At 60.3% G+C, this 24,259-nt stretch carries 25 protein-coding genes; 14 read left to right on the forward strand and 11 right to left on the reverse strand.

Annotated features, from left to right (window positions below):
* Positions 1-29: 29 nt before the first annotated feature.
* Together VF684_RS08000 and VF684_RS08005 are read left to right on the forward strand one after the other, a co-directional pair.
* The gene (locus VF684_RS08000) at positions 30-716 is read left to right on the forward strand and encodes a response regulator (RefSeq protein WP_005335091.1); all 687 of its coding nucleotides are present in this window, start codon (positions 30-32) and stop codon (positions 714-716) included.
* Positions 713-2,155: an ATP-binding protein gene (locus tag VF684_RS08005; protein WP_139439962.1), complete on the forward strand. Its 1,443-nt coding sequence runs from the start codon at positions 713-715 to the stop codon at positions 2,153-2,155. The genes VF684_RS08000 and VF684_RS08005 overlap by 4 nt, the downstream gene beginning before the upstream one ends.
* Positions 2,156-2,249: 94 nt before the next feature.
* On the opposite strand, the gene VF684_RS08010 is transcribed toward VF684_RS08005, so the two are convergent.
* The 3 genes from VF684_RS08010 to rloA3 form a co-directional block, all read right to left on the reverse strand.
* Positions 2,250-3,542 carry a phospholipase gene (locus VF684_RS08010; protein ID WP_139439961.1) on the reverse strand — a complete coding sequence of 431 codons (1,293 nt, stop codon included), beginning with the start codon at positions 3,540-3,542 and terminating at the stop codon, positions 2,250-2,252.
* Positions 3,543-3,575: 33 nt separating this feature from the next.
* Complete coding sequence (locus VF684_RS08015; RefSeq protein WP_234879851.1) at positions 3,576-4,052, reverse strand: CesT family type III secretion system chaperone; 477 nt, start codon at positions 4,050-4,052, stop codon at positions 3,576-3,578.
* A gap of 138 nt (positions 4,053-4,190) precedes the next feature.
* Positions 4,191-4,685 (reverse strand): retropepsin-like aspartic peptidase RloA3, encoded by a 495-nt coding sequence (gene rloA3, locus VF684_RS08020; protein ID WP_139439960.1) that lies wholly within the window; start codon positions 4,683-4,685, stop codon positions 4,191-4,193.
* 382 nt (positions 4,686-5,067) lie between these two features.
* Between rloA3 and VF684_RS08025 the strand changes: the two genes are divergently transcribed.
* The 5 genes from VF684_RS08025 (at position 5,068) to VF684_RS08045 (ending at position 10,015) form a co-directional block, all read left to right on the forward strand.
* Positions 5,068-6,111, forward strand: coding sequence for a GMP reductase (locus VF684_RS08025; RefSeq protein ID WP_139439959.1), 1,044 nt, complete (start codon positions 5,068-5,070; stop codon positions 6,109-6,111).
* A 94-nt stretch (positions 6,112-6,205) separates the two neighbouring features.
* Complete coding sequence (earP, locus tag VF684_RS08030; RefSeq protein WP_376899849.1) at positions 6,206-7,402, forward strand: elongation factor P maturation arginine rhamnosyltransferase EarP; 1,197 nt, start codon at positions 6,206-6,208, stop codon at positions 7,400-7,402.
* A gap of 45 nt (positions 7,403-7,447) precedes the next feature.
* Positions 7,448-8,014, forward strand: coding sequence for an elongation factor P (efp, locus tag VF684_RS08035; protein WP_005335100.1), 567 nt, complete (start codon positions 7,448-7,450; stop codon positions 8,012-8,014).
* Positions 8,015-8,148: 134 nt separating this feature from the next.
* Positions 8,149-8,913, forward strand: coding sequence for a DUF3530 family protein (locus VF684_RS08040; protein WP_139439957.1), 765 nt, complete (start codon positions 8,149-8,151; stop codon positions 8,911-8,913).
* Positions 8,914-9,058: 145 nt separating this feature from the next.
* The gene (locus VF684_RS08045; RefSeq protein WP_139439956.1) at positions 9,059-10,015 is read left to right on the forward strand and encodes a D-2-hydroxyacid dehydrogenase; all 957 of its coding nucleotides are present in this window, start codon (positions 9,059-9,061) and stop codon (positions 10,013-10,015) included.
* An 80-nt stretch (positions 10,016-10,095) separates the two neighbouring features.
* Here VF684_RS08045 and VF684_RS08050 read toward each other — a convergent pair whose 3' ends face one another.
* Positions 10,096-10,578, reverse strand: a complete 483-nt coding sequence (locus VF684_RS08050; protein ID WP_005354064.1) for a YMGG-like glycine zipper-containing protein — start codon at positions 10,576-10,578, stop codon at positions 10,096-10,098.
* A 487-nt stretch (positions 10,579-11,065) separates the two neighbouring features.
* Between VF684_RS08050 and VF684_RS08055 the strand changes: the two genes are divergently transcribed.
* The gene (locus tag VF684_RS08055) at positions 11,066-11,668 is read left to right on the forward strand and encodes a nitroreductase family protein (RefSeq protein ID WP_139439955.1); all 603 of its coding nucleotides are present in this window, start codon (positions 11,066-11,068) and stop codon (positions 11,666-11,668) included.
* A gap of 113 nt (positions 11,669-11,781) precedes the next feature.
* Here the strand turns inward: VF684_RS08055 and VF684_RS08060 are convergent, their stop codons facing one another.
* Together VF684_RS08060 and VF684_RS08065 are read right to left on the reverse strand one after the other, a co-directional pair.
* Positions 11,782-12,432 carry an HAD-IA family hydrolase gene (locus VF684_RS08060; RefSeq protein WP_139439954.1) on the reverse strand — a complete coding sequence of 217 codons (651 nt, stop codon included), beginning with the start codon at positions 12,430-12,432 and terminating at the stop codon, positions 11,782-11,784.
* Between the two features lie 8 nt (positions 12,433-12,440).
* On the reverse strand, positions 12,441-12,686 hold the full coding sequence (locus VF684_RS08065; RefSeq protein WP_123172510.1) for a hypothetical protein: 246 nt from the start codon (positions 12,684-12,686) through the stop codon (positions 12,441-12,443).
* A gap of 116 nt (positions 12,687-12,802) precedes the next feature.
* On the opposite strand from VF684_RS08065, the gene VF684_RS08070 reads away from it, so the two are divergent.
* Complete coding sequence (locus VF684_RS08070) at positions 12,803-13,711, forward strand: LysR family transcriptional regulator (RefSeq protein WP_139439953.1); 909 nt, start codon at positions 12,803-12,805, stop codon at positions 13,709-13,711.
* Positions 13,712-13,805: 94 nt separating this feature from the next.
* On the opposite strand, the gene VF684_RS08075 is transcribed toward VF684_RS08070, so the two are convergent.
* The 4 genes from VF684_RS08075 to VF684_RS08090 all read right to left on the reverse strand — a co-directional run bounded on the left by VF684_RS08075 (position 13,806) and on the right by VF684_RS08090 (position 17,512).
* A complete protein-coding gene (locus tag VF684_RS08075; protein ID WP_139439952.1) occupies positions 13,806-14,744 on the reverse strand; it encodes a sensor domain-containing diguanylate cyclase in 939 nt (312 codons plus the stop codon).
* Between the two features lie 199 nt (positions 14,745-14,943).
* Complete coding sequence (locus VF684_RS08080) at positions 14,944-15,600, reverse strand: excalibur calcium-binding domain-containing protein (protein WP_139439968.1); 657 nt, start codon at positions 15,598-15,600, stop codon at positions 14,944-14,946.
* 132 nt (positions 15,601-15,732) lie between these two features.
* Positions 15,733-16,299, reverse strand: coding sequence for a cysteine hydrolase family protein (locus VF684_RS08085; RefSeq protein WP_139439951.1), 567 nt, complete (start codon positions 16,297-16,299; stop codon positions 15,733-15,735).
* 49 nt (positions 16,300-16,348) lie between these two features.
* Positions 16,349-17,512 (reverse strand): FAD-dependent oxidoreductase, encoded by a 1,164-nt coding sequence (locus tag VF684_RS08090; RefSeq protein ID WP_139439950.1) that lies wholly within the window; start codon positions 17,510-17,512, stop codon positions 16,349-16,351.
* Between the two features lie 265 nt (positions 17,513-17,777).
* Between VF684_RS08090 and miaB the strand changes: the two genes are divergently transcribed.
* The 5 genes from miaB (at position 17,778) to lnt (ending at position 23,449) form a co-directional block, all read left to right on the forward strand.
* Complete coding sequence (gene miaB / locus VF684_RS08095; protein WP_005335132.1) at positions 17,778-19,211, forward strand: tRNA (N6-isopentenyl adenosine(37)-C2)-methylthiotransferase MiaB; 1,434 nt, start codon at positions 17,778-17,780, stop codon at positions 19,209-19,211.
* Positions 19,212-19,265: 54 nt separating this feature from the next.
* On the forward strand, positions 19,266-20,315 hold the full coding sequence (locus tag VF684_RS08100; protein ID WP_005362369.1) for a PhoH family protein: 1,050 nt from the start codon (positions 19,266-19,268) through the stop codon (positions 20,313-20,315).
* Complete coding sequence (gene ybeY, locus VF684_RS08105) at positions 20,312-20,776, forward strand: rRNA maturation RNase YbeY (protein ID WP_376899843.1); 465 nt, start codon at positions 20,312-20,314, stop codon at positions 20,774-20,776. The genes VF684_RS08100 and ybeY overlap by 4 nt, the downstream gene beginning before the upstream one ends.
* A gap of 95 nt (positions 20,777-20,871) precedes the next feature.
* Positions 20,872-21,756 carry a CNNM family magnesium/cobalt transport protein CorC gene (corC, locus tag VF684_RS08110; protein WP_005354092.1) on the forward strand — a complete coding sequence of 295 codons (885 nt, stop codon included), beginning with the start codon at positions 20,872-20,874 and terminating at the stop codon, positions 21,754-21,756.
* Positions 21,757-21,904: 148 nt separating this feature from the next.
* Positions 21,905-23,449 (forward strand): apolipoprotein N-acyltransferase, encoded by a 1,545-nt coding sequence (lnt, locus tag VF684_RS08115; protein WP_376899841.1) that lies wholly within the window; start codon positions 21,905-21,907, stop codon positions 23,447-23,449.
* Between the two features lie 65 nt (positions 23,450-23,514).
* Here the strand turns inward: lnt and nqrE are convergent, their stop codons facing one another.
* Positions 23,515-24,114: an NADH:ubiquinone reductase (Na(+)-transporting) subunit E gene (gene nqrE, locus VF684_RS08120; protein ID WP_043822505.1), complete on the reverse strand. Its 600-nt coding sequence runs from the start codon at positions 24,112-24,114 to the stop codon at positions 23,515-23,517.
* Between the last annotated feature and the right edge of the window lie 145 nt (positions 24,115-24,259).

Below are 24,259 nucleotides of genomic sequence, written 5' to 3' on the forward strand. Positions count from 1 at the left end.
CGCCACACCCAACAAACAGGGAGAAAAGAATGCGGATCCTGCTGGTAGAAGATGATGTGATGCTGGGGGATGGTATGCAGGATGCACTGCGCCATAGCGGCTATACGGTGGACTGGCTGCAACAGGGGTTGCCCGCTCTGGCAGCCCTCAAGAGTGACGAGTTCGCCGCCCTGATCCTCGATCTCAACCTGCCCGACATCGATGGCCTCAGCCTGCTGCGCAAGCTGCGGCGAGAGGGCCACCAGTTGCCGGTGTTGATCCTCACCGCCCGCGATGCGCTGGACGATCGGGTGGTCGGCCTCGATGCCGGCTCCGACGACTACATGGTCAAGCCCTTCGCCCTGCAGGAGCTCAACGCCCGCCTGCGCGCCCTGGTTCGCCGCAGCAAGGGGCAGGCTCAGGCGGTGCTGGAGTATGGCGATATCCTTATCTATCCAGAATCCCAGCAGGTCACCTATCAGGGCGAGGCGGTCAAACTCACCCCCCATGAATACAAGTTGCTGCAGGAGCTGATCAGCCAGAGCGGCCGGGTGCTGAGCAAGGATCAGCTGCAACAGAGCCTCTACGGCTGGGATGAAGGGGCCGAGAGCAACGCGGTAGAGGTGCATATCCACCATCTGCGCAAGAAGTTCTACAGCGACCTCATCCGCAATATTCGCGGGGTCGGTTACATCATTCCCCAGCTCGAACAGCCAAGCCGGACACCCGCACGATGAAACGTCCCCGCTCCATTCGCCGCTTTCTGCTCACCGGTATCCTGACGCTGGTGAGCCTGAGTCTTACCATCAGCGCCTTTATCGGCTACATGGAGGCGAGCCACGAAATGGAGGAGCTGTTTGATGCCCGCCTCGCCCAGTCGGCCCGCATCACCAACCAGCTGCTGGCCCGCTACATGGCCCAGCAGGGGCAGTTGCCCGCCAACGGCACCGTCTATCAGGAGTGGGAGGCGCAAAACCCCGATGAGTGGCAAAAAGATCCCGGCCTCAACCTGACCGGCGAGGATCGGGAGATCACCCCCTACGGCCATGAGTTCGAACGCAATCTCTACTTCCAGCTGCTCGATGAAAAGGGCGGCTTGCTGCTGCGCGCCCCCAGCGCCCCTGATCAGCCGCTGGTCACCCTGGCTATCGGCTTCGACACGGTCGAAAAAGATAATCACCAGTGGCGCACCTTCACTCTCTACAACCAGCAGGAGCAGACCTGGCTGGTGGTGGCCGAGCGGGACGACGAGCGCAGCGAACTGGCCAGCAAGATGGCCACCCTCACCATGCTGCCGCTGCTGATCACCCTGCCGTTCCTGCTGGCCCTGCTCTGGTGGCTCATCACCCGCGGGCTGGCCCCCCTGCGTCAGCTGGCCCAGGCCATCAGCGAGCGTCACCCCGCCAACCTGAGCCCCCTCAGCCTCAAGACAAGCGCTCAGGAGCTGACGCCCCTCACCAACGAGATCAACCGGCTGATGCAGGCGCTGGCGGAAACCATAGAGCGGGAGAAGCAGTTCACCAACGAGGCGGCCCACGAGCTGCGCACCCCGCTGGCGGTACTGCGGATCCACAGTGAAAATGCCCTTGCGGCCGAAGATGAAGTGAGCCGCCAGCAATCCCTGCACAAGATGCTGCAGGCCCTCGATCGCAGCGATCGGCTGATCCGCCAACTGCTGACCCAGGCCCGCATCGACAACCAGCAGGGGCTGGTATTGACCGAACTGGAGGTGGGTCACCTGCTGCAAGGCACCCTGGCAACGCTTGCTCCCATCGCGCTCAAGAAGGATCAGCAGCTGTCGCTGGAGTGTGAATTGCCGCTGCTGGTGATGGGGCAGGCCACCCTGCTCGATCTGCTGTTCAGCAATCTCATCGACAATGCGCTGCGCTATACCCAGCCGGAGGGCGAGATCAGGGTGCGGGTACTGCGAGAGGGCAACCGGGTGAGGGTGGATGTGAGTGACAACGGCCCCGGCATTCCCGCCAGTGCCTTGCCCCGGCTGTATGAACGCTTCTTTCGGGTCAATCCCCAGCAGGGGGATGGCGTGGGGCTCGGCATGGCCATCGTCTCACGCATCGCCCAGCTGCACGGCGCCGACCTCGATGTCCACAACCGGCCGGAAGGGGGGCTGGAGGTGAGCGTCTGGCTACCGACCCACACCCACTCCCTGCCCTGATCCGAAAATGACAACGCCTCCCGAGGGAGGCGTTGTTTATAGATAATTAGCACGCTGATGCTACGCGACTTGTCGCCGCGCCATCACCGGCAGATCAGGCAAGCAGCGCATCCAGACCTGCCGTCACCGCCTCCATGCGATGCCCGCCAGAGTGTTCAATCACATAACGCTTGCCCACCTGGGAAGAGGCATCCAGCCCGAACACACCGTGTTCCACCTTCTGGCTCAGCGGATCCCCGCTGGTGTTGACGTGGGTGACATTGGCATCGTCCAGCTTGTGAGCGAGGCGATCCCGCAATCCGACATGCAGCCCCATGCTGTTGAACGCCGTGACCTTGAGCCCGTGCTTGATGCCGGCATATTGCGCCAGACCGCCCCCCAATGAGTGGCCTAGCACCTCGACCTTGCAGCCATACTGCTGGGCAAAGGCCTTCACCAGCCGGTCGGCATCTTGAAACGCGCTGTCCTTGATGCCAAGGGCCGCGCCAGCATCGCTCTTCAGGGTGCCGGGGCGTTTGGCAGGCTGAGTGCCCACAAACGAGAGCACCATGGTATCGCCACGCTTGTAAACGGCGACCTTGAGCGCAGACCAGGCATCACCTGTCAGGATAAAGGGGTCATTCTCGTTCTTGCCCGGGGTGACATGAAGTGTCAGGGCACTCCCGGTGCCACCGGAACCATCTTCACGGCGGGCCAATATCGAAGGGGGAATATCTGCCAGCGTGGCGTGACTGTAGCCTGCCGGCATCTCCCGATAACTGCTGGAGCAGCTGACCCGCGCCAGCTGGGCCGCATCCATCACCGCTCTCGCCCCCTCGGCAGTCAGCGGTTCCTGCTGCGCCTTCGCCACGAAGGCCGGTTTGATGATCCCCTTGGCGGCACTCAAGGCCTGCTGTGAGCCCTGTTGCAACCGCTCTGACATACCGAGCGGCAGATGGGAGGCCCCCTTCATCACGCTCCCCGCCAACCCCAGAGAGGAGGAGGCCACCAGACGCGCCGCTGACTCGCCAAGGTTTTTCATCCCGGCCACTCCTGCCGTCACCGCACCGCTGGCCACGCTGCTGACACCACCGGTGATATTGGCCAGCCCTTTGATGATGGCGCCCGTCCAGTAACGGGCTTTGCCCTTGGCGCTCTGGGCATGGGAGTCATGGCCGCCCTGGATGGCGATGCCAATCTTGCGAGCCGGGGCACTGAGGGTCAACCACTTGAGCGAGGTGTTCAAGACCTTGCCCGGCTGAACCCGGGAGCCGAAGCCGAGGCTGGTATAGTGAGAGGCCAGATTATGATGAACCGAGTGCTGGCGAGATGAGGATTGCACCTCCCCATGCTCATGAGAGGCCACAGCGGTAGCGCGCTGGGGTTGTCCAATGCTTTGAATAGACATCTTCTACTCCTGATTAATACCAATGACGATCCATCAACACGGGATCATGACGCCAGATAACGGGGAGGGAATGGCAGCTGTCTCCTGCCGGGCGCTCAACGCCTGCAACTGCGTCTGCAAGGTGACGCCGAGATCAAGAAATTCACCCAGGGTTTGCATAAACAGGGTTTTATCGAGCATCTCGATGAGAGAGGAAAAGGTCAGCACCAGATGATTGCTGCGACTGTCCAGACTGATCTGACTTCCCCCCGTGGCCAAACCAAACATGTTCAGCTCAAGGGCCGAGCGGGTCAGCTGCAACTGACTGACCGCATCGTCAGGCAGACGCAGCAAGGGGATATAAAGGTAGCATGCCTGCAGCTCATCGTTATCGGGCACTTCGACCAGGCACTCGCCATCCAGACCGAATGGCACACGACAGTGGCCATCGCTGCCCAGACTCAAGGCTACGCCCTGCTGTTCGCCCGCGAGCAATAGCCATTCAGATACGATTTGTTGATAGGGTTTCACTATGATGCACTCCACGCTCAAGCCCTTGCTGGCGAACGAGCTCGCACACTTCAGGGTATGGTGGAGATGCTACCTCTGGTAGAGGGGCGGGGATTTAGCTGTGAAACGGCGTTTTTTAGATTCACGCCGAAATTGCCCCTAACGGCAGGCGGGCTGTACGGTAAAGGTTCGACTGGCATCCACCGGGCCCAGCTCCGCCAGCAGACGTCGGCCCAGCAGCACCGGATAGATCATCTTGCTGCGATCCCGCAGGGTGAACCACTCCTCATACACCTTGTCTCCCAGACAGATGGACATGGTCACCGTTGGCCGCTGCTCCATACCGCCCGCCCCGCGCACCGTCACGCTGCGCTCGACCCGCCGTTCGAACTGTTGTTTGACCAGTTTGCCGCTGTCGGCATCGGTCACCACCAGCATGAAGCGCACCCAGGGCTTGCCATCCCGTTTGAATCTGGTGATGGAGCGTGCATCAAGGGAAGAGGTGAGCGCCCCAGTGTCGAGCTTCATCTTCACCGCCACGCCGGTAGGCAAAATAAGCCCCTTCTCGATCCAGCCATAGCTGGTCGGGGTCTCAGCCAGCGCACTGCCACACAGTGCCAGCATCAGGGTGATCCCCACCATCATCTTGCCCATTTTACTGCCCTGCCTTGTCAATCCTGCGCCCAGATCTACCACAGTCCCATTGTGGGTCAATCCGATTTATTTCAGCTACTTGGATAATATCTGGCGGGTCAGGAGAGAGACGACAAAGAGTGGCCGAACGGCGGCCCAAGCGGGCAGGAATATCGAAGGAGAGCAATGCACCGAACGGTGCTGGATGAAACTGGTGGTTAACCTCAGGTTGTGACGCCAAAGGCTACCACAAGGATTTACAAATTATCAGTCTTGTTCTGAAGGGATTTTTGCCTACACTGTTGTAAACCGGAGGGCCTGAAAACCACCGGTTTTTTTTGCGCCTGCCGAAAATTTGCCACTGCAAAAGTGACTTTCAACAAGGCTCAATAAGGAATTTGTAATGCGTATCGAAGAAGACTTGAAGCTCGGTTTCAAGGATGTCCTGTTCCGCCCCAAGCGCTCTACTCTCAAGAGCCGTTCCCAAGTAAGCCTGACCCGTCAGTTCACCTTCAAACACACTCAGACCCAATGGCAAGGCGTACCCGTCATCGCCGCCAACATGGATACCGTCGGCAGCTTCGCCATGGCGCGCACGCTGGCCGGCTTCGAGATGATGACCGCGGTACACAAGCACTACAGCCTTGAGCAGTGGCAAGCTTTCGTCAACGAGACCGACCCGGCGCTGCTGGGCCATGTGATGGTCTCCACCGGCACCTCGGCTGAAGATTTCGCCAAGACCCGCCAAATCCTCGCCATGTCCGAAGCGCTGCGCTTCATCTGTGTCGACGTGGCCAACGGCTACTCCGAACACTTCGTCGAGTTTGTACGCAAGATTCGTGAAGCCTGCCCCAACCACGTCATTCTGGCGGGCAACGTGGTGACCGGCGAGATGGTCGAAGAGCTGATCCTCTCCGGCGCCGACATCGTCAAGGTCGGCATCGGCCCGGGCTCGGTCTGCACCACTCGCGTCAAGACCGGTGTCGGTTATCCGCAACTCTCCGCCATCATCGAGTGTGCCGATGCGGCCCACGGCCTCGGCGGCCAGATCGTCGGTGACGGCGGCTGCACCTGCCCTGGCGACGTCGCCAAAGCCTTCGGCGGTGGCGCCGACTTCGTCATGCTGGGTGGCATGCTGGCAGCCCACGAGGAGTGCGGTGGCGAGATCGTCGATGTAGACGGCGCACCCTTCATGAAGTTCTACGGCATGAGCTCCTCCAGCGCCATGGACAAACATGCCGGCGGCGTTGCCGAATACCGCGCCTCCGAGGGTAAAACCGTGCTGCTGCCCTACCGCGGCCCGGTCGAGAACGCCGTGCGCGACATTCTGGGCGGCGTGCGCTCCACCTGTACCTACGTGGGCGCCAGCCAGCTGAAAGAGTTGACCAAGCGCACCACCTTCATCCGGGTTCGTGAGCAAGAGAACAACGTCTACGGCAAGGAGTAACCTGCCGCAGCGACCGTCACGCGCTGACGGTTAGAAGCCAGTCAACCGGTGTGCTACCCTGCGCACCGGTTTTTTGCATCCGGGATCCCGCGCCATGACAACTCCCCTACCCCCGTTTGACTGGGACATCTTCTGTTGCGTCGTCGACAACTTCGGCGACATCGGCGTCACCTGGCGACTCTCCCGCCAGCTAAAACGGGAGGGGAATATTGCGGCACATGGCAATGAGGTTCAGGTGCGGCTCTGGGTGGATGACCTGGCAAGTTTCGCCCGCATCTGTCCAGGTCTCGACCCTGCGCAGGATGGCCAGTGGGTCGATGGCATCTATATCCAGCACTGGCATGAGACCCTGCCGAGCGACATGACCCCGGCCAAGGTGGTGATCGAAGCCTTTGCCTGCGAGCTGCCCGCCCCCTTCATAGAGCTGATGGCGAGCCAACCCAGCCCCCCATGCTGGATCAATCTGGAGTACCTCTCGGCGGAGAGCTGGGTCGAGGATTGCCACGGCCTCGCCTCACCCCAGCGTGTTGGCAATAAAAGCCTCAACAAATACTTCTTCTTCCCGGGCTTTACCGCTAAAACCGGCGGCCTTTTGTGCGAGCACGACCTGATCGCCGAACGGGAGCTGTGGCAGCAAGATGATGCGGGACTGGCAGCCTACTGGGCCAGTCTCGGTTTGCCGCCAAAACAAGAGCACGAGCTGCGGGTCAGTCTCTTTACCTACGAGAGCAATGCGCTGAAGAGTCTGGTCGAGAGCTGGTGCCAGAGCGCCACGCCCGTCACCCTGCTGCTGCCGCTGGGGCGCTCTCTCAACGATGTGCTCACCGGTGCCGGTCTGGCAGATGCCATCACCACCGCCCAAGCGGGGGATCTGCTCCACGCGGGCAACCTCACTATCAAGCTGCTGCCGATGACCGATCAGGCCGGTTACGATCGGCTGCTGTGGAGCTGCGATCTCAATCTGGTGCGTGGGGAGGACTCCTTCGTACGGGCCCAGTGGGCGGCTCGTCCTTTCCTCTGGCACATCTACCAACAGGAGGAGGAGGCCCATCTGGTCAAGCTGGAGCAGTTCCTCGATCACAACTTATCCGATTTGCCTGCCGAATGTGCTCAATGGCTGCGCTGGTTCAATCTGGCTCTCAATCGTGGCGAAGATTGCCGCGAACTTTGGGCCCAATGGCCCCGATATAGCGCCATTTGGCAGCAACATGGGCGAAGCTGGTCACAGAAGTTGCTCCGGGATGGGGATCTCGTCACACGGTTGGTGAAATTTTTAGAAAGCCGTATATAATCTGGCAGTTTTTATCCGTCCGTTTCACGAACAGGAATTTTTTACATGAAAACCGCACAGGAAATCCGCGCTGGTAACGTAGTCATGATCGGCACCGAGCCGATGGTGGTTCAGAAGGCTGAATTCAACAAATCCGGCCGTAACTCCGCCGTGGTCAAAATGAAGCTGAAGGGCCTGCTGAACGGCAGCGCTACCGAGACCGTCTTCAAGGCCGACGACAAGCTGGACGTTGTTCAGCTGGAACGTAAAGAGTGCACCTACTCCTACTTCTCCGATCCCCTGTATGTCTTTATGGACACCGAGTACAACCAGTACGACGTAGAGAAAGACAACCTGGGTGACGTGCTGAACTACCTGGTAGACGGCATGGAAGATCTGTGTGAAGTGACTTTCTACAACGAGAAAGCCATCTCCGTAGAACTGCCGACCACCATCGTGCGCGAAGTTGAGTACACCGAACCGGCTGCCCGTGGCGACACCTCCGGTAAAGTGACCAAGCCTGCCCGTCTGAAAGGCACTACCTACGAGCTGGCCGTTGCCGCTTTCGTAGAGATCGGTGACAAGATCGAAATCGATACCCGCACCGGTGAATTCAAGCGTCGCGTCAACTAATTGACCGCTTTGAATTGATTACAAAAAAGCGAGCCAACGGCTCGCTTTTTTATTGCTTGCGAGTTGCCATCACACCGCCCGCCTTCAGAAAATCCCGCCGCCGCCGCTAACCCAGATAACCGGGGGAGCACACTATGGCCAGATTATCCTTATCACTGCTGTTATTGACCTTGCTGGCTGGCTATGGGGCAGAGGCGAGCGAGGTCGCGCCCCCCGTTGCCGAGCCAATGCCCCTCGACCATTGGCAAGCGAGCGACTGGAAAGGGCTACCCGATGCCACCCAGATCGATAAGCAGACGGTGCTGTTTGCCAAACACGACAGTGAAAACTATCTGGGGCTCGCCATTTTACTGCCCGACTGGCAGCGCAGCGGCCAGCTCTGGCAACTGACTCGCGCCCTCGGTCGACTGGGCTTTGATACCCTGCTGCTACTCCCCTCCCCCCAGCAGACCGAACTGGACCCAGCCGCCGAGAAAAAAGCGAAAAACAGCGATACATTTCGCAAACAGTTTGCCGAGCGGATCAGCAAGCTGGCGGACGCCAAGCTGCAGGAGGGGGGCTTCAAGCTGATCCTGGCGCAAGGCACAGGCGCTGCCTGGACCACCAACCTCATTGCTAGCGAACAGTTGCCAGCCCCCGATGCACTGGTGCTGCTCGATGGTTTTTTCCCCAACCAGCAGAGCAACCAGACCCTGGCCAAACAGGTGGCTCAGGCGGCCATCCCCACCCTGGACCTCTATCAGGAGGATGGCGGTCGGTGGCCCCTGCTGGCCGCCGAGGCCCGCAAAAGCGAGAGCCGGCGCAGCAACAAGCTCAACTATCGCCCCTACGCCCTGATGGAGCTGGAGGAGACCCCCACCCGCATTCAGGGCTGGCTCAACCATCTGGGCTGGCTCTAAATCAGCCGCCACCGTGGCGCAATAAAGCGCGCGCCAGCTCACATCTGCCGGATAAAGCCCAACCCTGCCACGGCGACGATCTGGCCCTGACCGCATCCTCTTTGGCATCATGGCCTCTCGAACCTGAACAATGGCAGGAAGGCCCATGCAGCAGATTGTGTTTCTCGACAGCGATACCCTGGATGCGGGCATCACCCTGCATCACCCCGACTTCCCCCACCACTGGCAGAGCTATCCAAGTACTACCCCGGAACAGGTGGTGGAACGGCTCAAAGATGCCAGCATCGCTATCATCAACAAGGTACGGATCGGCGCCGCCGAACTGGCCCTGCTGCCAGAGCTCAAACTCATCGCCCTGGCCGCAACCGGCAGCGACAACGTGGATCTGGAAGCGTGCCGCGCCGCCAACGTCGGGGTGTGCAATATCCGCAATTACTCGGGTCCCTCGGTGCCGGAGCACGCCATGGCGCTGATGCTGGCCCTGTCGCGCAACCTCTTCTGCTGGCGCCAGTCGCTGCTGGAGGGGCGCTGGCAACAGAGCGGCCAGTTCTGCTTCTTCGACCACAACATCATGGATCTGCACGGCAAGCAGCTTGGCATCATCGGCAAAGGAACGCTCGGACAGGCGCTCGGCGAGCGGGCCAAAGGGATGGGGATGACAGTGCGTTACGCCCAGAGCCAGGTTGGCACCAGTCACGACGAGGATCGCCTACCCCTCGACGAGTTGCTGCAAAGCTCGGACGTCATCAGCCTGCACTGCCCGCTCACCCCCTACACCCGCAACCTCATTGGCGAGCGGGAGCTGGATCTGATGAAACCGGGCGCCCTGCTGATCAACGTCGGCCGTGGCGGTCTGGTGGATGAGGAGGCGCTGCTGCAAGCGCTGGCCAACGGCCGCCTCGGTGGCGCCGGTTTCGATGTGGCGAGCGTCGAACCCCCGCCCCCCGACCATCCCTTGATGAAGGCGCTGCAATACCCCCACTTCATTCTGACCCCCCATGTGGCCTGGGCCAGCGAGGAGTCGATGCAGCGGCTGGCCGATCAACTGATCGACAACATCAACGCCTTTGCCGCCGGTCGCCGCCAGCACCGGCTGGTGTGACTGCACGATCGAGTCACCACACAATGCACAACGGGGCCAACAGGCCCCGTTTAGCATCTTTCGCACTCACTGCGCGCACATCAATCGTCGTCGTGCCATCTGTGCTTTTTATGCTTTTTGTACTTCTTGTGGTGCTTGTGATGGTGATGATCATCGTCATCATCGTAATAGCGATCCTGGCTCTTGTGGCCATCGCCGGTCTTGGCACCGATGGCCGAACCGCTCGCCCCACCGACCCCGGCGCCGATCAGCTGACCGGTATCGCCACCGACACTCTTACCGATGGCGGCACCGCCCAGCGCCCCCACCGCACCGCCAAGGGCCGCTTCATTCTTGTTGCCCTTGTTGGCCGTCGCAGCCCCACCGGCAGCACCGCCCAATGCAGCCCCCACCAACGCACCGGTATCGCCACCCAGCTCCTTGCCGATCATGGTGCCCGCTACACCGCCTGCGCCGCCACCCAGAATGGTATTGAGGGTCTCGGAGGCGTGTACGGTCGTGCTGCCAGCCAGCAAGGCGCCCAGCAGTGCCAGTGCGCGAAGAGCACGCGAATTCATCTCCATGGGTACTCCTGTCCAATCTGATTAATTTCCTCTGCACTATACAAACCGGCAGGCAGCAAACCAGTGGGTGACTAGCGGCAAGCAGATCCTCACTTGAAGCCCAGCAATAGGCGTGACCGGCAAGCCCGAATTCAATCTCTTGAATAACCACAAGAAATTTTTTATTTCACAGGTATGGCGTGTCCCTCGGCAGGGGTGGGAGGCTGTCGCAGCCCCACCCCAACTACTGGCGATCGGACAGCTCCTGTCACCTGCGCAGGGTTGGGTGGCGCAATCTCAGCTGGGCTGGCAGTTCAGCGCGCCTCAACCCCGTTCACTGGGGAGCAACAGGATCGCCTATGTGCGGGGTGTTAACCCTCAGTTGAAAGTGTCACCACTACATGTAAACGCCCGGAAGATAATCGGGTGGTATAGTCTATAGCTTGAACAACAGGGGATGGCTGGCCACAAGGCTGGCGCCCGGTGACTATCAAGCAAAGGAGATGTTATGAGCAGTCCGTTTATCGAGCAGATCAAAGCACGTCGTACCATCTATGCCCTGGGTGACCAGGTCTCCCATACACCGGAGCAGCTGACGGCCCTGATCCAGGATGCCGTCAGACACAGCCCCTCCTCCTTCAACTCCCAGAGCTCCCGTGCTGTCATCCTGTTTGGCGCCCAGCACCACAAGCTGTGGGATATCGTCAAAGCCGAGCTGAAAAAAATTGTGCCGCCGGAAGCCTACGCCCAGAGTGAGGCAAAGGTGGATGGCAGCTTCCGCGCAGGCTTCGGCACTGTGTTGTTTTTTGAGGACACCGACGTCATCAAGGATCTGCAGCAAAAATTCGCCCTCTATGCAGACAACTTCCCCATCTGGTCGGAACATGCCACCGGCATCGCCCAGTTTGCGGTCTGGACGACGCTGGCGCAGGAGAAAGTCGGTGCCTCCCTGCAGCACTACAACCCGCTGATCGACGAGGCGGTACGCAAGGAGTGGAACCTGCCCGCCAGCTGGCTGCTGCGCGCCCAGATGCCCTTTGGCAGCATCAAGCAACCGGCCGGTGACAAGACCTTTATCGACGACGCTACCCGTTTCCGCGTCTTCAAATAACAGTCAGATAGCAAAACGCCCCCGCATCTCGGGGGCGTTTTTATTGCAACATAGAGTGCGGATAGCGATGGTTCATACTGCAATCTGCGGTCGTAATACGCTCTATCCACCACTCAGGCGGGCAGCATCACCAGCAGGGACTCGCTTTCCTCCAACTCCACCTTCACCTCGCGCCAGTCGCGGATCACCGCCACCACCGCCGGATTGAGCGGCGCATCGCCCCCTACCTGCACCACGGTGCAACCTGCACGCAGGGCGCTCTCGATACCGGCCGGGGCATCCTCGAACACCAGACAACAATCGGGCGACACGCCAAGCCGTTCAGCCCCCAGCAGATAGGGTTCGGGATCGGGTTTGCCATTGATCACAGCTTCGGCCCCCACCAGTACGTGGGGCAGCGGCAAACCGGCACAACTCAGGCGATGGCGGGCAACCCGCTCACTGGCGGAGGTCACAATGGCCCAATGCTCTGGCGGCAAGCGGCGCAGCAACTCGCCAGCCCCAAAGATGGCGTCGCCACCGGTATGCAGCATCTCCAGATCGTCGAGGCGCGCGGCCTCCCGCTCCACATCCAGCTGCGGGGCCAACGCCCGGATTACCTCACGTGAGCGCATACCGTGGCACATAGCCAACACCGGCTCTGGGGCAAGCTGATGATGCTGACACCAGAGCCGCCACACCTTCTCCACATCGCCGGTCGAGCAGACCAGGGTGCCATCCATATCGAGCAGCAGGGCGGATACCGACAGGGTGATCGTGTTCATGCCAGCACTCATACAGGCACCCCGGCCAGCTCGGGCAGAGAGCCAGAGAGTGCATCGGCAAAGGCCTGCTGCTGGGCGACACGCTCATAACAAGCGAGCGCCTGCTCGGTACTGCCAGCCCACACTTGCAAGGGGCCGACCACAAACCCCTGTTGCAACAGGCTGGCGAGCAGCTCCCCCGTCTCCGGGGCCGCCAATGGCTGGGCCAGCACCAGCGTGCCCTTGATCAAAAAGAGATAGCGTTGGGTAGACATGATATGGCTCCTTGTTCCGGTTCAGAGGAGGGCGATTCCTCCCTTGCCGAGCCATTAGAACAAGGCGATTAGATAATTTATAATCAATAAATCGCCACCTTGGATAACCAATTGGAATGAAATTCGACTTGAGGCAACTACAGGCGTTTGTGACGCTGGCCGACACCGCCAACTACCGGGAAGCGGCCAGCCGCCTCTTTATCACCCAGCCGGCCCTCACCAAGCAGATCCAGGGGCTGGAGCAGACGCTGGGCTGCACCCTGTTCAAACGGGGCCGCCACGGCGCCGAGCTGACGGCGCTCGGCGCCCAGCTGCTCACCCAGGCGAGTGCGCTGGTCGAGCACGGTCGGGAGTTCGAAAGCCATGCGCTGGCGGTGGCGAGCGGCGTGGCCGGTCGGCTCAAGATTGGGTTTGGCCTGTCGAGTTTCGCGCTGGCCCCTGCGCTGGTGGCCCGCTTCAAACAGCAGGTCACGGACGTGATGGTCCATCTGCAGGATATGCCCTCCGCGATCCAGCAGGAGCAGCTGCTCTCCGGCCAGTTGCAGCTTGGCTTTATGCGCAGACCTCAGGTGCCGCAGTTACAGGAGCACAGACTGCTGATCGACCGGCTGGTGCTGGCGGTGCCGACACGGATGACCGAGCCAGACCCGGCCACGTTCGACGTCCAGCAGGCACTGACCAGTCAACCCCTTTTGCAGATGGTGGGCCACCGCTGCCCCGGGCTCAGCCAGCAGATCGCCGGTTTTCTCGGCGCCAATCGGCTGACCGGCATGGTCCAGGAGGCCGAGGATATCCAGACACTGGTGGCGCTGGTCGCGGCGGGCATCGGCAACGCCATCCTGCCGCGCAGCGTCAGCTTTATCGCAGGGCCCGATGTCACCCTCTATCCCCTCTCAGGCCCCAGCTCCGAGTGGGAAGTCAGCATGGTATGGAATCCGGACTTTGCCGACCCCATCCGGGATCACTTCGTCAGGCAGGTGATCGCCAGCCATCCCCTGCCGGTGTCAGCCACGCCCGAGCGCTGAAACCAACCCTTGCTGGTAGCTAACACCGTGACCAGCCAAATAACAGTGCGCCCCCATCAAGGGGGCGCATGCAGGAAAAAAGCGGCAATGCGGCTCAACAGCTGGCGCAGTGACTACGGTTTTTACCCGCCCCCTTGGCGCAATAAAGCGCCGCATCGGCCGCGGCCAGCAACGCCCCTTCCCCCTCCAGCAGTTGCTCTGCCGTGTAGGTGGCAATGCCAATACTGGCGCTAAGCTGAATATTATTTGCCACCACGATGTCGAGATCGTTGATGGCCTGGCGGATCTCCTCTCCAATCCGCTGGGCCGTATTTTGGTCGGTATTGCCGAGGATCAGGGCAAATTCGTCACCACCAAAACGGCAGGGCAGATCCGCAGGACGCTGGCAGAAAGATTGCAGAAGATGGCCCACCAGCTGGAGCGAGCCATCTCCCATCTGATGACCAAGATGGTCATTGCACGCCTTGAAGTTATCCAGATCCAGCATGATGAGGGAGAGCGGGGTATGTTCCCGCATGCTGCGCCGCCACTCGTTATGCAAAAAACTGTTGAACAGCCGCCGATTAGCCAGTCCGGTCAAAGGATCGTGGAGGGAGAGGCTTTCCACTTCCAGCTCTAGCAGCTTGCGCTCGGTGATATTGATATGGGCGATGGAAAAATACTCGGCATCAAGCCCGGGTACCGGCGCTACTCGCATCATAAACCAGCGCTGGGTGTCGGGGCTGTGGCAGGGGTATTCCAGATAGAACTTATCCTGCTGATGACGGATAACCCGGAGGATCCCCTCCACGGCAGCCAATCCAGAGGGCTCGGCTTCATCGTCACAAGCCCCCATGTAATTGACTCCGAGCCAGTTATATCCCTTGGGCATGCCGTTTTGTTCACCAAACAGCTCCCAGGCGAGATTGGTGTAATGGATCACGCCATCCCGGTCTATCACCGATATCTGGTCTTCCAGCGAATCCAGCAGCGCAGCCAGATAATGAGCCCGCTCGGAGAAGTGACTTCGCGGCCTCTGTATATCATCCACCATGATGGCCATCCTGTGGCAAAAGTGGCATACCGCCATCTATTAACAATAAAGTCAGCAGATAGAGTAAAGCACCCAATTTCCACTTAGCCAACTGAGACCAAATTTCACCATCGAACACTATCCGGCAAGGTTTCAGGCCAGTTTCCCTGTTCCGGATAACAAGAGCACATCATGAGCATATGTATCTGATAAGTCACATTTAATGCCCACACCACTGATTTTCACAGGGGATGCCATCGCCCTCTCCGTCCATTTTGGTGTTCGGACAATGTTGCAAAAACCAGGTTGCCTCCTCGCAGGAGGTCATCTGGGAGCAATGCTGCCGACCATCACACTGGCGAATAAAGGTCGTTCCCTGTGGCGTGCTGACTTCCTCCTGATTGAAAGAGGAGACCGGCAATGGCGCCATCGACTCGGCCGAGAAACGGGAATAGATGGAAAAGAGGCCGACGAGCACCAGCAGAGGGATCAATTTGCCACTCCAGCTGCTCTTGCGACGTCGATAGGGGTTACTTCTCTCACTGGTCGAGGTGGGGCGTGGCGGCTGACTTGCCGCCCGAAACGATGGCGCCGCTGATGATGCGGATGAAGGCTCGGCATCCGCCAACGTGAGCGGGCGATCGGGGAAAAAGACCTGTAACGCCCTCGGTTTGCCATCCTGGCCACTGCCGATCAGATAGGTGACACGCTCCCCCGGCACTGGCACGCGGCCATCTGATTGCAGCGCCGTAACATGCACAAACAGCCCTGCACTGCGTGCTCCATTGATTGCCTGCTCGGCGCCATTTTGCTCCGGCGTAATAAATCCAAAGCCGCGCGCCTCGTTCCAGCTCGCGATCCGTCCCTGATAACGCATCTGTCCATCCTTGTTGTTATCCATGTGAGCACTATATTGCCCGACAATCATGTTGCCCAAAAGCGCTGCGGCCCGATAGGGAGCCGCTGAGTCAATCTCAACACGGTGCTCGGGTGCTGCCTGCGTTAAGGATCAAGCCAGCTGGGACACCTTGATGATCTCGGCGATGCGACCCAGCATCCGCAGCGAGGTGTGATGCTCGGTGGCATCTACGGCGGCGCAGGCATCCTCCAGAATGGTGATGGCGTAGTCGCGATCGTGACCATCCCGCGTCGCAGCCTGAATGGCCCAGCTGGTGCTCACTCCGCACAGATAGAGGTGGTCGATGTGATTGGCCCGCAGCGCAGGCTCCAGCGCCGTGCCATAGAAGGGGCTGACCCTGGGCTTGGCCAGCACCAGATCACCGGGTTGCACATCCAGATCCGGGTGAAAGTCGGTGCCCGGGTCGGTAAGCGACAGCGCGCCGAACTGGTGAGCACGACCAAACATGGGAGACCCCTTGGGTTGCAGCTGATAGCCGCCGTCAAAGCCCACCTTGATCAGCACCACCAGCCAGCGGTGGGCGCGGGCATGGGCCAGCGCCTGATTGGCATGCGCGATGGCATCCTGCTCCACCACATGGGCAGCCGAGGCGGCAATGCGCCCGTCGGGGTGGGCGATGTCGTTGATAAAATCGATCACCAGCAGTGCCTTGTTCATCACCTTTGCTCCTTCGCGCATTCAGCCCGTGCTATCTGGTTTCTACCTGTCAAACCAGCCCCAGTGCATAGCGCAGCGCCATCTCCTTTAAGGGGCCAGCTTTATCCGCCAGATTGAGGGCCAGATTGCGGGCCAGCTTGAGGGGGCCAATCTCGTTGCTGAATACCCCGTAGAAGAGATCCATTCCCGACTGCATCAGCCGGTTGTCGGGGCGACGGCGTCGCTCGTAACGCTCGGCCAGCTCCAGCTGATGCCAGTCGGCGCCAGCTCCTTGCAACAGATCAGCCCAGCAGGCCACATCCTTGAAGCCAAGGTTGACCCCCTGCCCCGCCAGCGGGTTGATGGTGTGGGCAGCATCGCCAAGCAGCACCACCCGACCGGCGTAATAGTCGTTGGCGTGGCGGCGCACCAGCGGGAAGCTCCCCTTGCCGGTGACGGTGAACCCGCCGAGCCGACTCGGGAAGTGGCGGCGCACTTCGGCGGCAAGCCCTTCGTTGCTCATGACTGCCAGCGCCCGGATCCGGGCCGGGCTGTCATACCACACCAGAGAGCCGTGCTGACCGGGCAGTGGCAGGAAGGCGCGCGGACCGCTCGGGGTGAACTGCTGCCAGGTGATATCTTCCTGCGCAAAGTCGGTGTCGATATTGATCAGCATGCAGTGCTGGCGGTACTCGAAGCGCGATACACCGATACCCGCCAGCTTGCGGGTGTGGGATTCGGCACCGTCACAGGCCAGCACCCAGCGGGCCGCCAGCTCGGTGTCATCATCCAGAGTCAGCACAGCTTCATCCGCACTCTGGCGCAGGCTGGTCACCGCCGCCGGGGTGTGGGTCTGGATGGTGGGGAAATCCTCCATCCGTTTGAGCAGGGCGAGCTGCACCAGCCGGTTTTCGATGATGTAGCCGAGCTGGGGCAGACCGAGATCGGCGGAATTGAAGCGGGTGGCAAAACCGTCCAGCTCCCAGGTCTCCAGTCGGCGGTAGGGGCAGAGTCGCATCTGCTGCAGATGGTGCCAGGCACCGGCCTGCTCCAGCAGCGCCACCGAGGCCTGACTGATGGCGGAGACCCGCAGATCCAGCGGCTGCTCCGGCTCGTAATGCTCCGGCAGTTGGGTCTCGATGACCCGCACCGAGAGGCCCTGAGCCGCCAGCAGACAGGCGGTGGCGGCGCCCACCATGCCGGCGCCGACGATGGCGATATCACACTGTTCCATACATTTATTCCTGAAAGGGTGCGTCCGGCGACAGCGCCCGGACGTGAACCGGATGGCAGCATGATAGCGCAAGGGCGGCTGATAAACAGTGAGACAAACGGGGAATTGCTGCGTCAAATCAAGGAGAAAGCTTATTGAGCTTGCTGGCAACAGGTATCGGGTGAGCACCATTGCCAGCTGGATATTAGCTAGGCAGTATCCAGATTGCGGAGTAAAATGCGCGGTCCTTTGACCATGCCGATTTCAAAACAAGTCAAGAGAAGCAATGAGCAAGAAACTTCACATTAAAACCTGGGGTTGCCAGATGAACGAGTATGACTCGTCCAAAATGGCCGACCTGTTGGATGCCAGCAATGGCTACACCCTTACCGAAGAGCCCGAAGAGGCAGATGTCTTGCTGCTGAATACCTGCTCCATCCGCGAAAAGGCGCAGGAGAAGGTGTTCCACCAGCTGGGACGCTGGAAAAAGCTCAAGGCCAACAAGCCCGGTCTGGTGATCGGCGTGGGTGGCTGCGTTGCCTCTCAGGAGGGCGATGCGATTCGCCAACGCGCTCCCTATGTGGATATCGTGTTCGGCCCGCAGACCCTGCATCGCCTGCCCGCCATGATCAAGGAAGTGCAAGAGGGCCGTGGCGCCCAGGTTGATATCGCCTTCCCCGAGATCGAAAAATTCGACAGCCTGCCCGAACCGCGCGCCGAAGGGGCTACCGCGTTCGTCTCCATCATGGAAGGCTGCTCCAAATACTGTACTTACTGCGTGGTGCCCTACACCCGCGGTGAAGAAGTGAGCCGACCGCTGGACGACGTGCTCTACGAAATAGCCCAGCTCGCCCAGCAGGGCGTGCGCGAAGTGAACCTGCTCGGCCAGAACGTCAACGCTTACCGCGGCCCGACCTTTGATGGCGGCATCTGCACCTTCGCCGAGTTGCTGCGTCTGGTGGCCGCTATCGACGGTATCGATCGCATTCGCTACACCACCAGCCACCCGATCGAGTTCACCGACGACATCATCGAAGTCTACAAAGACACCCCGGAAGTGGTCAGCTTCCTGCACCTGCCGGTGCAGAGCGGCTCCGACCGTATCCTGACCATGATGAAGCGCCCGCACACCATCCTGGAGTACAAATCCAAGATCCGTCGCCTGCGTGCCGCCCGTCCCGACATCACCATCAGCTCCGACTTCATCGTTGGCTTCCCGAACGAGACGGACGAAGACTTTGAAGCGACCATGAAGCTGATCGAGGATGTGGGTTTCGACATGAGCTTCAGCTTCATCTTCAGTCCGCGCCCGGGCACCCCGGCCGCCGACATGCCCGACGATGTCGATATGGAAGTGAAGAAAGCCCGTCTGGCCCGCCTGCAGCACGTCATCAACAACCAGGCGATGCAGATTGGCCGCGCCATGCTGGGCACCACCCAGCGCATCCTGGTGGAAGGACCCTCCAAGCTTGACCCGATGCAGCTGTGTGGCCGCACCGAGAACAACCGGGTGGTCAACTTCGAAGGCCAGCACACCCTGATCGGCGGCTTTGCCGACGTGGAGATCACCGAGGTGCGTCCCAACTCTCTGCGCGGCAAGTTCATCCGCGGCGAGAGCGAGATGAACCTGCGGATCGCCACCGCCCCGAGCGAAATCCTGGCCCGTCGCCCGGATAACGTACCGGACGAGCTGGGCGTTGCCGCCTTCACTCCCCATTAATCCCCTCCTCCCCATTCGCCCGGCGGATGGGGAGCGCCTTGAGACGAGGATATTTTGAGCCGACACATCTCGACCCTGAATCTGCATCTGGAGCCCGCCGACAACCAGCGCCTTGCCAGCCTGTGCGGCCCCTTCGATGACAACATCAAGCAGCTGGAGCGCCGCCTCGGCGTCGAGATCAGCTACCGTGACAGCCACTTCCAGTTGGTGGGCAAACCGGCCCAGCTGGATGCCGCCGCCGTCATCCTCAAACACCTCTATGTGGAAACCCAGCCCCTCAAGGGTGGCAAGGTGACCGACATTACTCCCGATATGGTCCATCTGGCTATTCAGGAGTCGCGAGTGCTGGAGCAGGATGACGAACCGGCGCCGAGCATCCCCTATGGCAAGGAAGTGACGGTCAAGACCAAGCGCGGTCTCATCAAGCCACGCAGCCCAAATCAGGCCCAGTACATCGCCAATATCGTGCGCCACGATATCTGCTTCGGCATCGGCCCAGCCGGTACCGGCAAGACCTATCTGGCGGTCGCAGCGGCGGTGGATGCGCTGGAGCGTCAGGAAATTCGCCGCATTCTGCTGACTCGCCCGGCGGTGGAAGCGGGCGAGAAGCTGGGCTTCCTGCCCGGGGATCTCTCCCAGAAGGTGGATCCTTACCTGCGCCCGCTCTACGACGCCCTGTTCGAGATGCTGGGCTTTGAGCGGGTCGAGAAGCTGATGGAGCGCAACATCATCGAAGTGGCGCCGCTCGCCTATATGCGCGGAAGAACCCTCAATGACGCCTTTATCATTCTCGATGAGGCCCAGAACACCACCACCGAGCAGATGAAGATGTTCCTCACCCGCATCGGCTTCAACTCCAAGGCAGTGGTCACCGGCGACATCACCCAGGTAGACCTGCCGCGCAACGCCAAATCCGGCCTGCGCCACGCGCTGGAAGTGCTGCCAGGGGTCGATGGTCTGTCGTTCAACTTCTTCGAGTCCAAAGACGTGGTGCGCCACCCTGTGGTGGCCCGCATCGTGCAGGCTTATGAGGCATTCGATGCCAAACAGGCAGCCGAGAAGGTGGCCGGCCAAACAAACGCCAGCAAAGAGAGCGAGCAATGAGCGTAACCCTGGATCTGCAGCTGGCCAGTGCCAGCACCGACGGCCTGCCCACCGAAGCCCAGATGCAAGGCTGGCTCGACGGCACCATTCTCGGCTTCCAGCAGGAGGCAGAAGTGACGGTGCGCATCGTCGACGAGGCGGAGAGCAACGAACTCAACCTCACCTATCGCGGCAAGAACAAGCCCACCAACGTGCTCTCCTTCCCGTTCGAGGCGCCACCCGGTCTGGAGCTGCCGCTGCTCGGCGATCTGGTGATCTGCCGTCAGGTGGTAGAGCGCGAGGCCGAGGAGCAGGGCAAGCCCCTCATGGCCCACTGGGCCCACATGGTTGTGCACGGCAGTCTGCATCTGCTAGGTTATGACCATATCGAGGATGAGGAAGCCGAAGAGATGGAAGCGCTTGAGCGCGACATCATGCAGGAGCTAGGTTTTGCCGATCCTTATCTGAACGACGAAGAGTAAAGAACCGGATGGTCATCGTCTTGAAACAGCAGATGGCCATCCTTATATAACCCGAACTATTTCAAGTGTGTTCATACGAGTAACCAAGAGAGAAAATGACCGACGATCACCCTAGTACCGGCTCGCCGAAGAAAACCTGGCTCGACAAACTCAGCCAACTCTTCCAGGGCGAGCCAAAAGACCGCAATGATTTGGTAGACGTGATAGCCGATGCCGAAGAGCGCGACCTCATCGATCAGGACACCAAGGACATGATCGAGGGGGTGCTGGAGATCGCCGATCTTCGCGTGCGCGATATCATGATCCCCCGCTCCCAGATGGTGACCATCGAGAAATCCCAACCGGTGGATGCAATCCTGCCGGTGATCATCGAGTCCGGTCACTCCCGCTTCCCGGTGATCAACGAGGACAAGGACCATGTGGAGGGCATTCTGCTCGCCAAGGATCTGCTCCCCTTCGGGTTTGGCGGCCATCACGCCAGCGAGCCGCTGCAGCTCGAGAAAATCTTGCGCCCCACGGTGATCGTGCCGGAAAGCAAACGGGTTGACCGTCTGCTCAAGGAATTCCGTGAAGAGCGCTACCACATGGCCATCGTGGTCGACGAATTTGGTGGCGTCTCCGGTCTGGTGACCATCGAAGACATACTGGAACTGATCGTTGGCGAGATCGACGACGAGTTTGACGACATCGAGGATGAGCCGGACGAAATCCGCCGTCTCAGCAAGCGGGTCTTCTCCATCAGCGCCCTGACCGAGATCGAGGATTTCAACGACTTCTTCGGCACCAAATTCAGCGATGAAGAGGTGGATACGGTGGGTGGTCTGGTAATGCACGCCTTCAGCCACCTGCCAAAGAAGGGCGAGGAGATCGAGCTGGACGGCTACCTGTTCAAGGTGATGCATGCCGACCGGCGCCGTCTGCAGCAACTGCAGGTGAAGATCCCCGAGCACCACGCGGCGGCGCAATCCGAGCCGCAATAAGCAGATCCGCTCGATGTGTGAAACAACGCCCCGACCTCGGGGCGTTGTGCTCTCTGCCACCGGCATCGAGGCTCGCCGTTGCCCCGCTTACAGGTTAAGATACCGGCCATTCGACCCCAGTTGCACACCAAGACGAGCACCATCGCCCGTGAGATTATCCCCTGTTACTTCCAAAATTCTGTTAAGCCTCAGTGCATTGGCCTCTGGTGCCATCGCCGTGCTGGCCTTCTCCCCCTTCGGCTACTGGCCGCTGGTGATCCCCTCCCTGCTCGGCCTCTACGCCCTGCTGGACAAAGCCACGCCGAAACAGGCTGCCTGGCGCGGTTTTGGCTACGCCATGGGACTCTTTTTGCCGGGGCTGTGGTGGATCCATGTCAGCATGACCGAGTTTGGCGGCATCCCGCTACCGGTCGCCTTCGTGCTGCTGGCCGGGCTCTCCGCCTATCTGGCCCTCTACCCGACGCTCGCCTGCTGGATCTTTGCCCGCTGCTTTGGCGGCCGTCACTGGAGCCGCTGGCTGCTCGCCTTCCCGGCACTGTGGTTGGTGGCTGACTGGATGCGCGGCTGGGTGATGACCGGCTTCCCCTGGCTCTGGTTTGGTTACAGCCAGATCGACGGCCCGCTCAAGGGATTTGCTCCCATTCTCGGGGTGCAGGGCATCACCCTCGCCCTGTTGCTGTCCGCCTCCGCTATCTGGCTGGTGTGGAAATCCCGCTCCCCGCTCTGGCTGGCGGTGCCTGCCCTGCTGGTGGCAGGTGCTCACGGTCTGATGCAGCTCAACTGGGTCACCCGTGGTGAGCCGGTCAAGGTGGCACTGGTGCAGGGCAATATCGCCCAATCCCTCAAATGGGATCCGGAGGCGCTGGCCCCCACGGTGCGCACCTATCAGGACTTGAGCCGCGAGAATCAGGATGCCGACATCATCATCTGGCCGGAGTCGGCGATCCCGGCCATCGAGAAGGCGATGGGCCCCTATCTGGATAATCTGGACAAGGCGATGAAGGTGAACGATACCGGCCTGCTGGCTGGGATTATTCACTACGACGAGCAGCAACAGCGCTTCTATAATACCGTGCTCGGCATGGGGGTGCAGGATGCGGATGGCAAGGAGTCCTACTTCTACAACCACTCCAACCGCTACAACAAATACCACCTGCTGCCCATCGGCGAGTTCGTGCCGTTTGAAGATCTGCTGCGCCCCATCGCCCCCTTCTTCAACCTGCCGATGTCCTCCTTCAGCCGGGGTGACGAAGTGCAGCCCAACCTGATCGCCAAGGGGCTCAAGTTTGCCGCCGCCATCTGCTACGAGATCATCTTCCCGGAGGAGGTGCGCCGCAACGTCAATGCCGATACCGACTTCCTGCTGACCGTCTCCAACGATGCCTGGTTCGGCACCAGCATCGGCCCCTGGCAACATATGGAGATCGCCCGGATGCGCGCGCTGGAGCTGGCTCGTCCGCTGCTGCGGGATACCAATACCGGCATCACTATCGTGACCGAGATCGATGGCAGCATCATCAGCCAGATCCCGCAGTTTGAAGCGGGTGTGCTGCGCAGCGAGGTGCGTCCCGCCCACGGCGAGACCCCCTACATGCGCTTTGGCAGCTGGCCCCTCTATGGCCTGACCGTGCTGCTGCTGGGTCTGGCGCTGGCGCTGCGTCCCAAGGCTCATCCCTGGGCCCGCGAGCTGTAATGGCCATCCGCAATCCCTGATAAACAACGAGGCGCCCGCAGGCGCCTCGTTTTTTTCATCTCCAATCAAAGCGATATGCCTGAGAAGGACATAAAGCCGAGGGACATCAGCCCCGCCACGATAAAGGTGATGCCGATGCCCCGCAGCCCCTCGGGAACATCGGCGTACTTCAGTTTCTGGCGCAGCCCGGCCATGGCGACAATGGCCAGCAGCCAGCCAAGCCCCGAGCCTGCGCTGTAGACCAGCGACTCGACAAAATCGTAATCCCGCTGCGCCATAAACATCACCCCGCCAAAGATGGCGCAGTGCACCGTCAACAGCGGCAGATAGATGCCGAGCGCCTGATAGAGCGCCGGAACGTACTTGTCGAGCACCATCTCCATCACCTGCACCAGCGCCGCCAACACCCCGATGTAGATGATGTAATCGAGAAATCCCAGATCGAATTCCCCGAAAAAGGTGCTGCCTGCCCGCAAGATATGGCGGTAAATCAAGTTGTTGAGGGGAATGGCGATCACCATCACCACCAGGATCGTCATGCCAAGGCCAAAGGCGGTGTTGATGTTCTTCGAGACGGCCAGAAAGGTACACATCCCCAGAAAGAAGGCCAAGGCGAGGTTTTCGACAAAGATTGAGTGAATAAACAGGTTGAGGTAGTAGTCCATAGGGTGTGCTCACCAGGTGTTTGCGCAAAGAGAAAGTCTGCCTCTGGCCGATGGACAGCAGCATGGACGAAACAACAGAAAGCGCGGACGCAACTCCGGACGATAGAGCGCAGGCTGCAGGTGTCAGCCTGCCCCGTCAGTCAAT

It is taken from the genome of Aeromonas sp. Lyrl_2 (assembly GCF_051948815.1).
Classification (GTDB): domain Bacteria; phylum Pseudomonadota; class Gammaproteobacteria; order Enterobacterales; family Aeromonadaceae; genus Aeromonas; species Aeromonas veronii.

Excerpts from the sequence above, each read along its gene's own strand:
- VF684_RS08000 (WP_005335091.1), top strand. The coding sequence starts at position 30 with ATGCGGATCCTGCTGGTAGAAGATGATGTGATGCTGGGGGATGGTATG.
- VF684_RS08005 (WP_139439962.1), top strand. The coding sequence starts at position 713 with ATGAAACGTCCCCGCTCCATTCGCCGCTTTCTGCTCACCGGTATCCTG.
- VF684_RS08010 (WP_139439961.1), bottom strand. The coding sequence starts at position 3,542 with ATGTCTATTCAAAGCATTGGACAACCCCAGCGCGCTACCGCTGTGGCC.
- rloA3 (WP_139439960.1), bottom strand. The coding sequence starts at position 4,685 with ATGGGCAAGATGATGGTGGGGATCACCCTGATGCTGGCACTGTGTGGC.
- VF684_RS08025 (WP_139439959.1), top strand. The coding sequence starts at position 5,068 with ATGCGTATCGAAGAAGACTTGAAGCTCGGTTTCAAGGATGTCCTGTTC.
- earP (WP_376899849.1), top strand. The coding sequence starts at position 6,206 with ATGACAACTCCCCTACCCCCGTTTGACTGGGACATCTTCTGTTGCGTC.
- efp (WP_005335100.1), top strand. The coding sequence starts at position 7,448 with ATGAAAACCGCACAGGAAATCCGCGCTGGTAACGTAGTCATGATCGGC.
- VF684_RS08040 (WP_139439957.1), top strand. The coding sequence starts at position 8,149 with ATGGCCAGATTATCCTTATCACTGCTGTTATTGACCTTGCTGGCTGGC.
- VF684_RS08045 (WP_139439956.1), top strand. The coding sequence starts at position 9,059 with ATGCAGCAGATTGTGTTTCTCGACAGCGATACCCTGGATGCGGGCATC.
- VF684_RS08050 (WP_005354064.1), bottom strand. The coding sequence starts at position 10,578 with ATGGAGATGAATTCGCGTGCTCTTCGCGCACTGGCACTGCTGGGCGCC.
- VF684_RS08055 (WP_139439955.1), top strand. The coding sequence starts at position 11,066 with ATGAGCAGTCCGTTTATCGAGCAGATCAAAGCACGTCGTACCATCTAT.
- VF684_RS08060 (WP_139439954.1), bottom strand. The coding sequence starts at position 12,432 with ATGAACACGATCACCCTGTCGGTATCCGCCCTGCTGCTCGATATGGAT.
- VF684_RS08065 (WP_123172510.1), bottom strand. The coding sequence starts at position 12,686 with ATGTCTACCCAACGCTATCTCTTTTTGATCAAGGGCACGCTGGTGCTG.
- VF684_RS08070 (WP_139439953.1), top strand. The coding sequence starts at position 12,803 with ATGAAATTCGACTTGAGGCAACTACAGGCGTTTGTGACGCTGGCCGAC.
- VF684_RS08075 (WP_139439952.1), bottom strand. The coding sequence starts at position 14,744 with ATGGTGGATGATATACAGAGGCCGCGAAGTCACTTCTCCGAGCGGGCT.
- VF684_RS08080 (WP_139439968.1), bottom strand. The coding sequence starts at position 15,600 with ATGCGTTATCAGGGACGGATCGCGAGCTGGAACGAGGCGCGCGGCTTT.
- VF684_RS08085 (WP_139439951.1), bottom strand. The coding sequence starts at position 16,299 with ATGAACAAGGCACTGCTGGTGATCGATTTTATCAACGACATCGCCCAC.
- VF684_RS08090 (WP_139439950.1), bottom strand. The coding sequence starts at position 17,512 with ATGGAACAGTGTGATATCGCCATCGTCGGCGCCGGCATGGTGGGCGCC.
- miaB (WP_005335132.1), top strand. The coding sequence starts at position 17,778 with ATGAGCAAGAAACTTCACATTAAAACCTGGGGTTGCCAGATGAACGAG.
- ybeY (WP_376899843.1), top strand. The coding sequence starts at position 20,312 with ATGAGCGTAACCCTGGATCTGCAGCTGGCCAGTGCCAGCACCGACGGC.
- corC (WP_005354092.1), top strand. The coding sequence starts at position 20,872 with ATGACCGACGATCACCCTAGTACCGGCTCGCCGAAGAAAACCTGGCTC.
- nqrE (WP_043822505.1), bottom strand. The coding sequence starts at position 24,114 with ATGGACTACTACCTCAACCTGTTTATTCACTCAATCTTTGTCGAAAAC.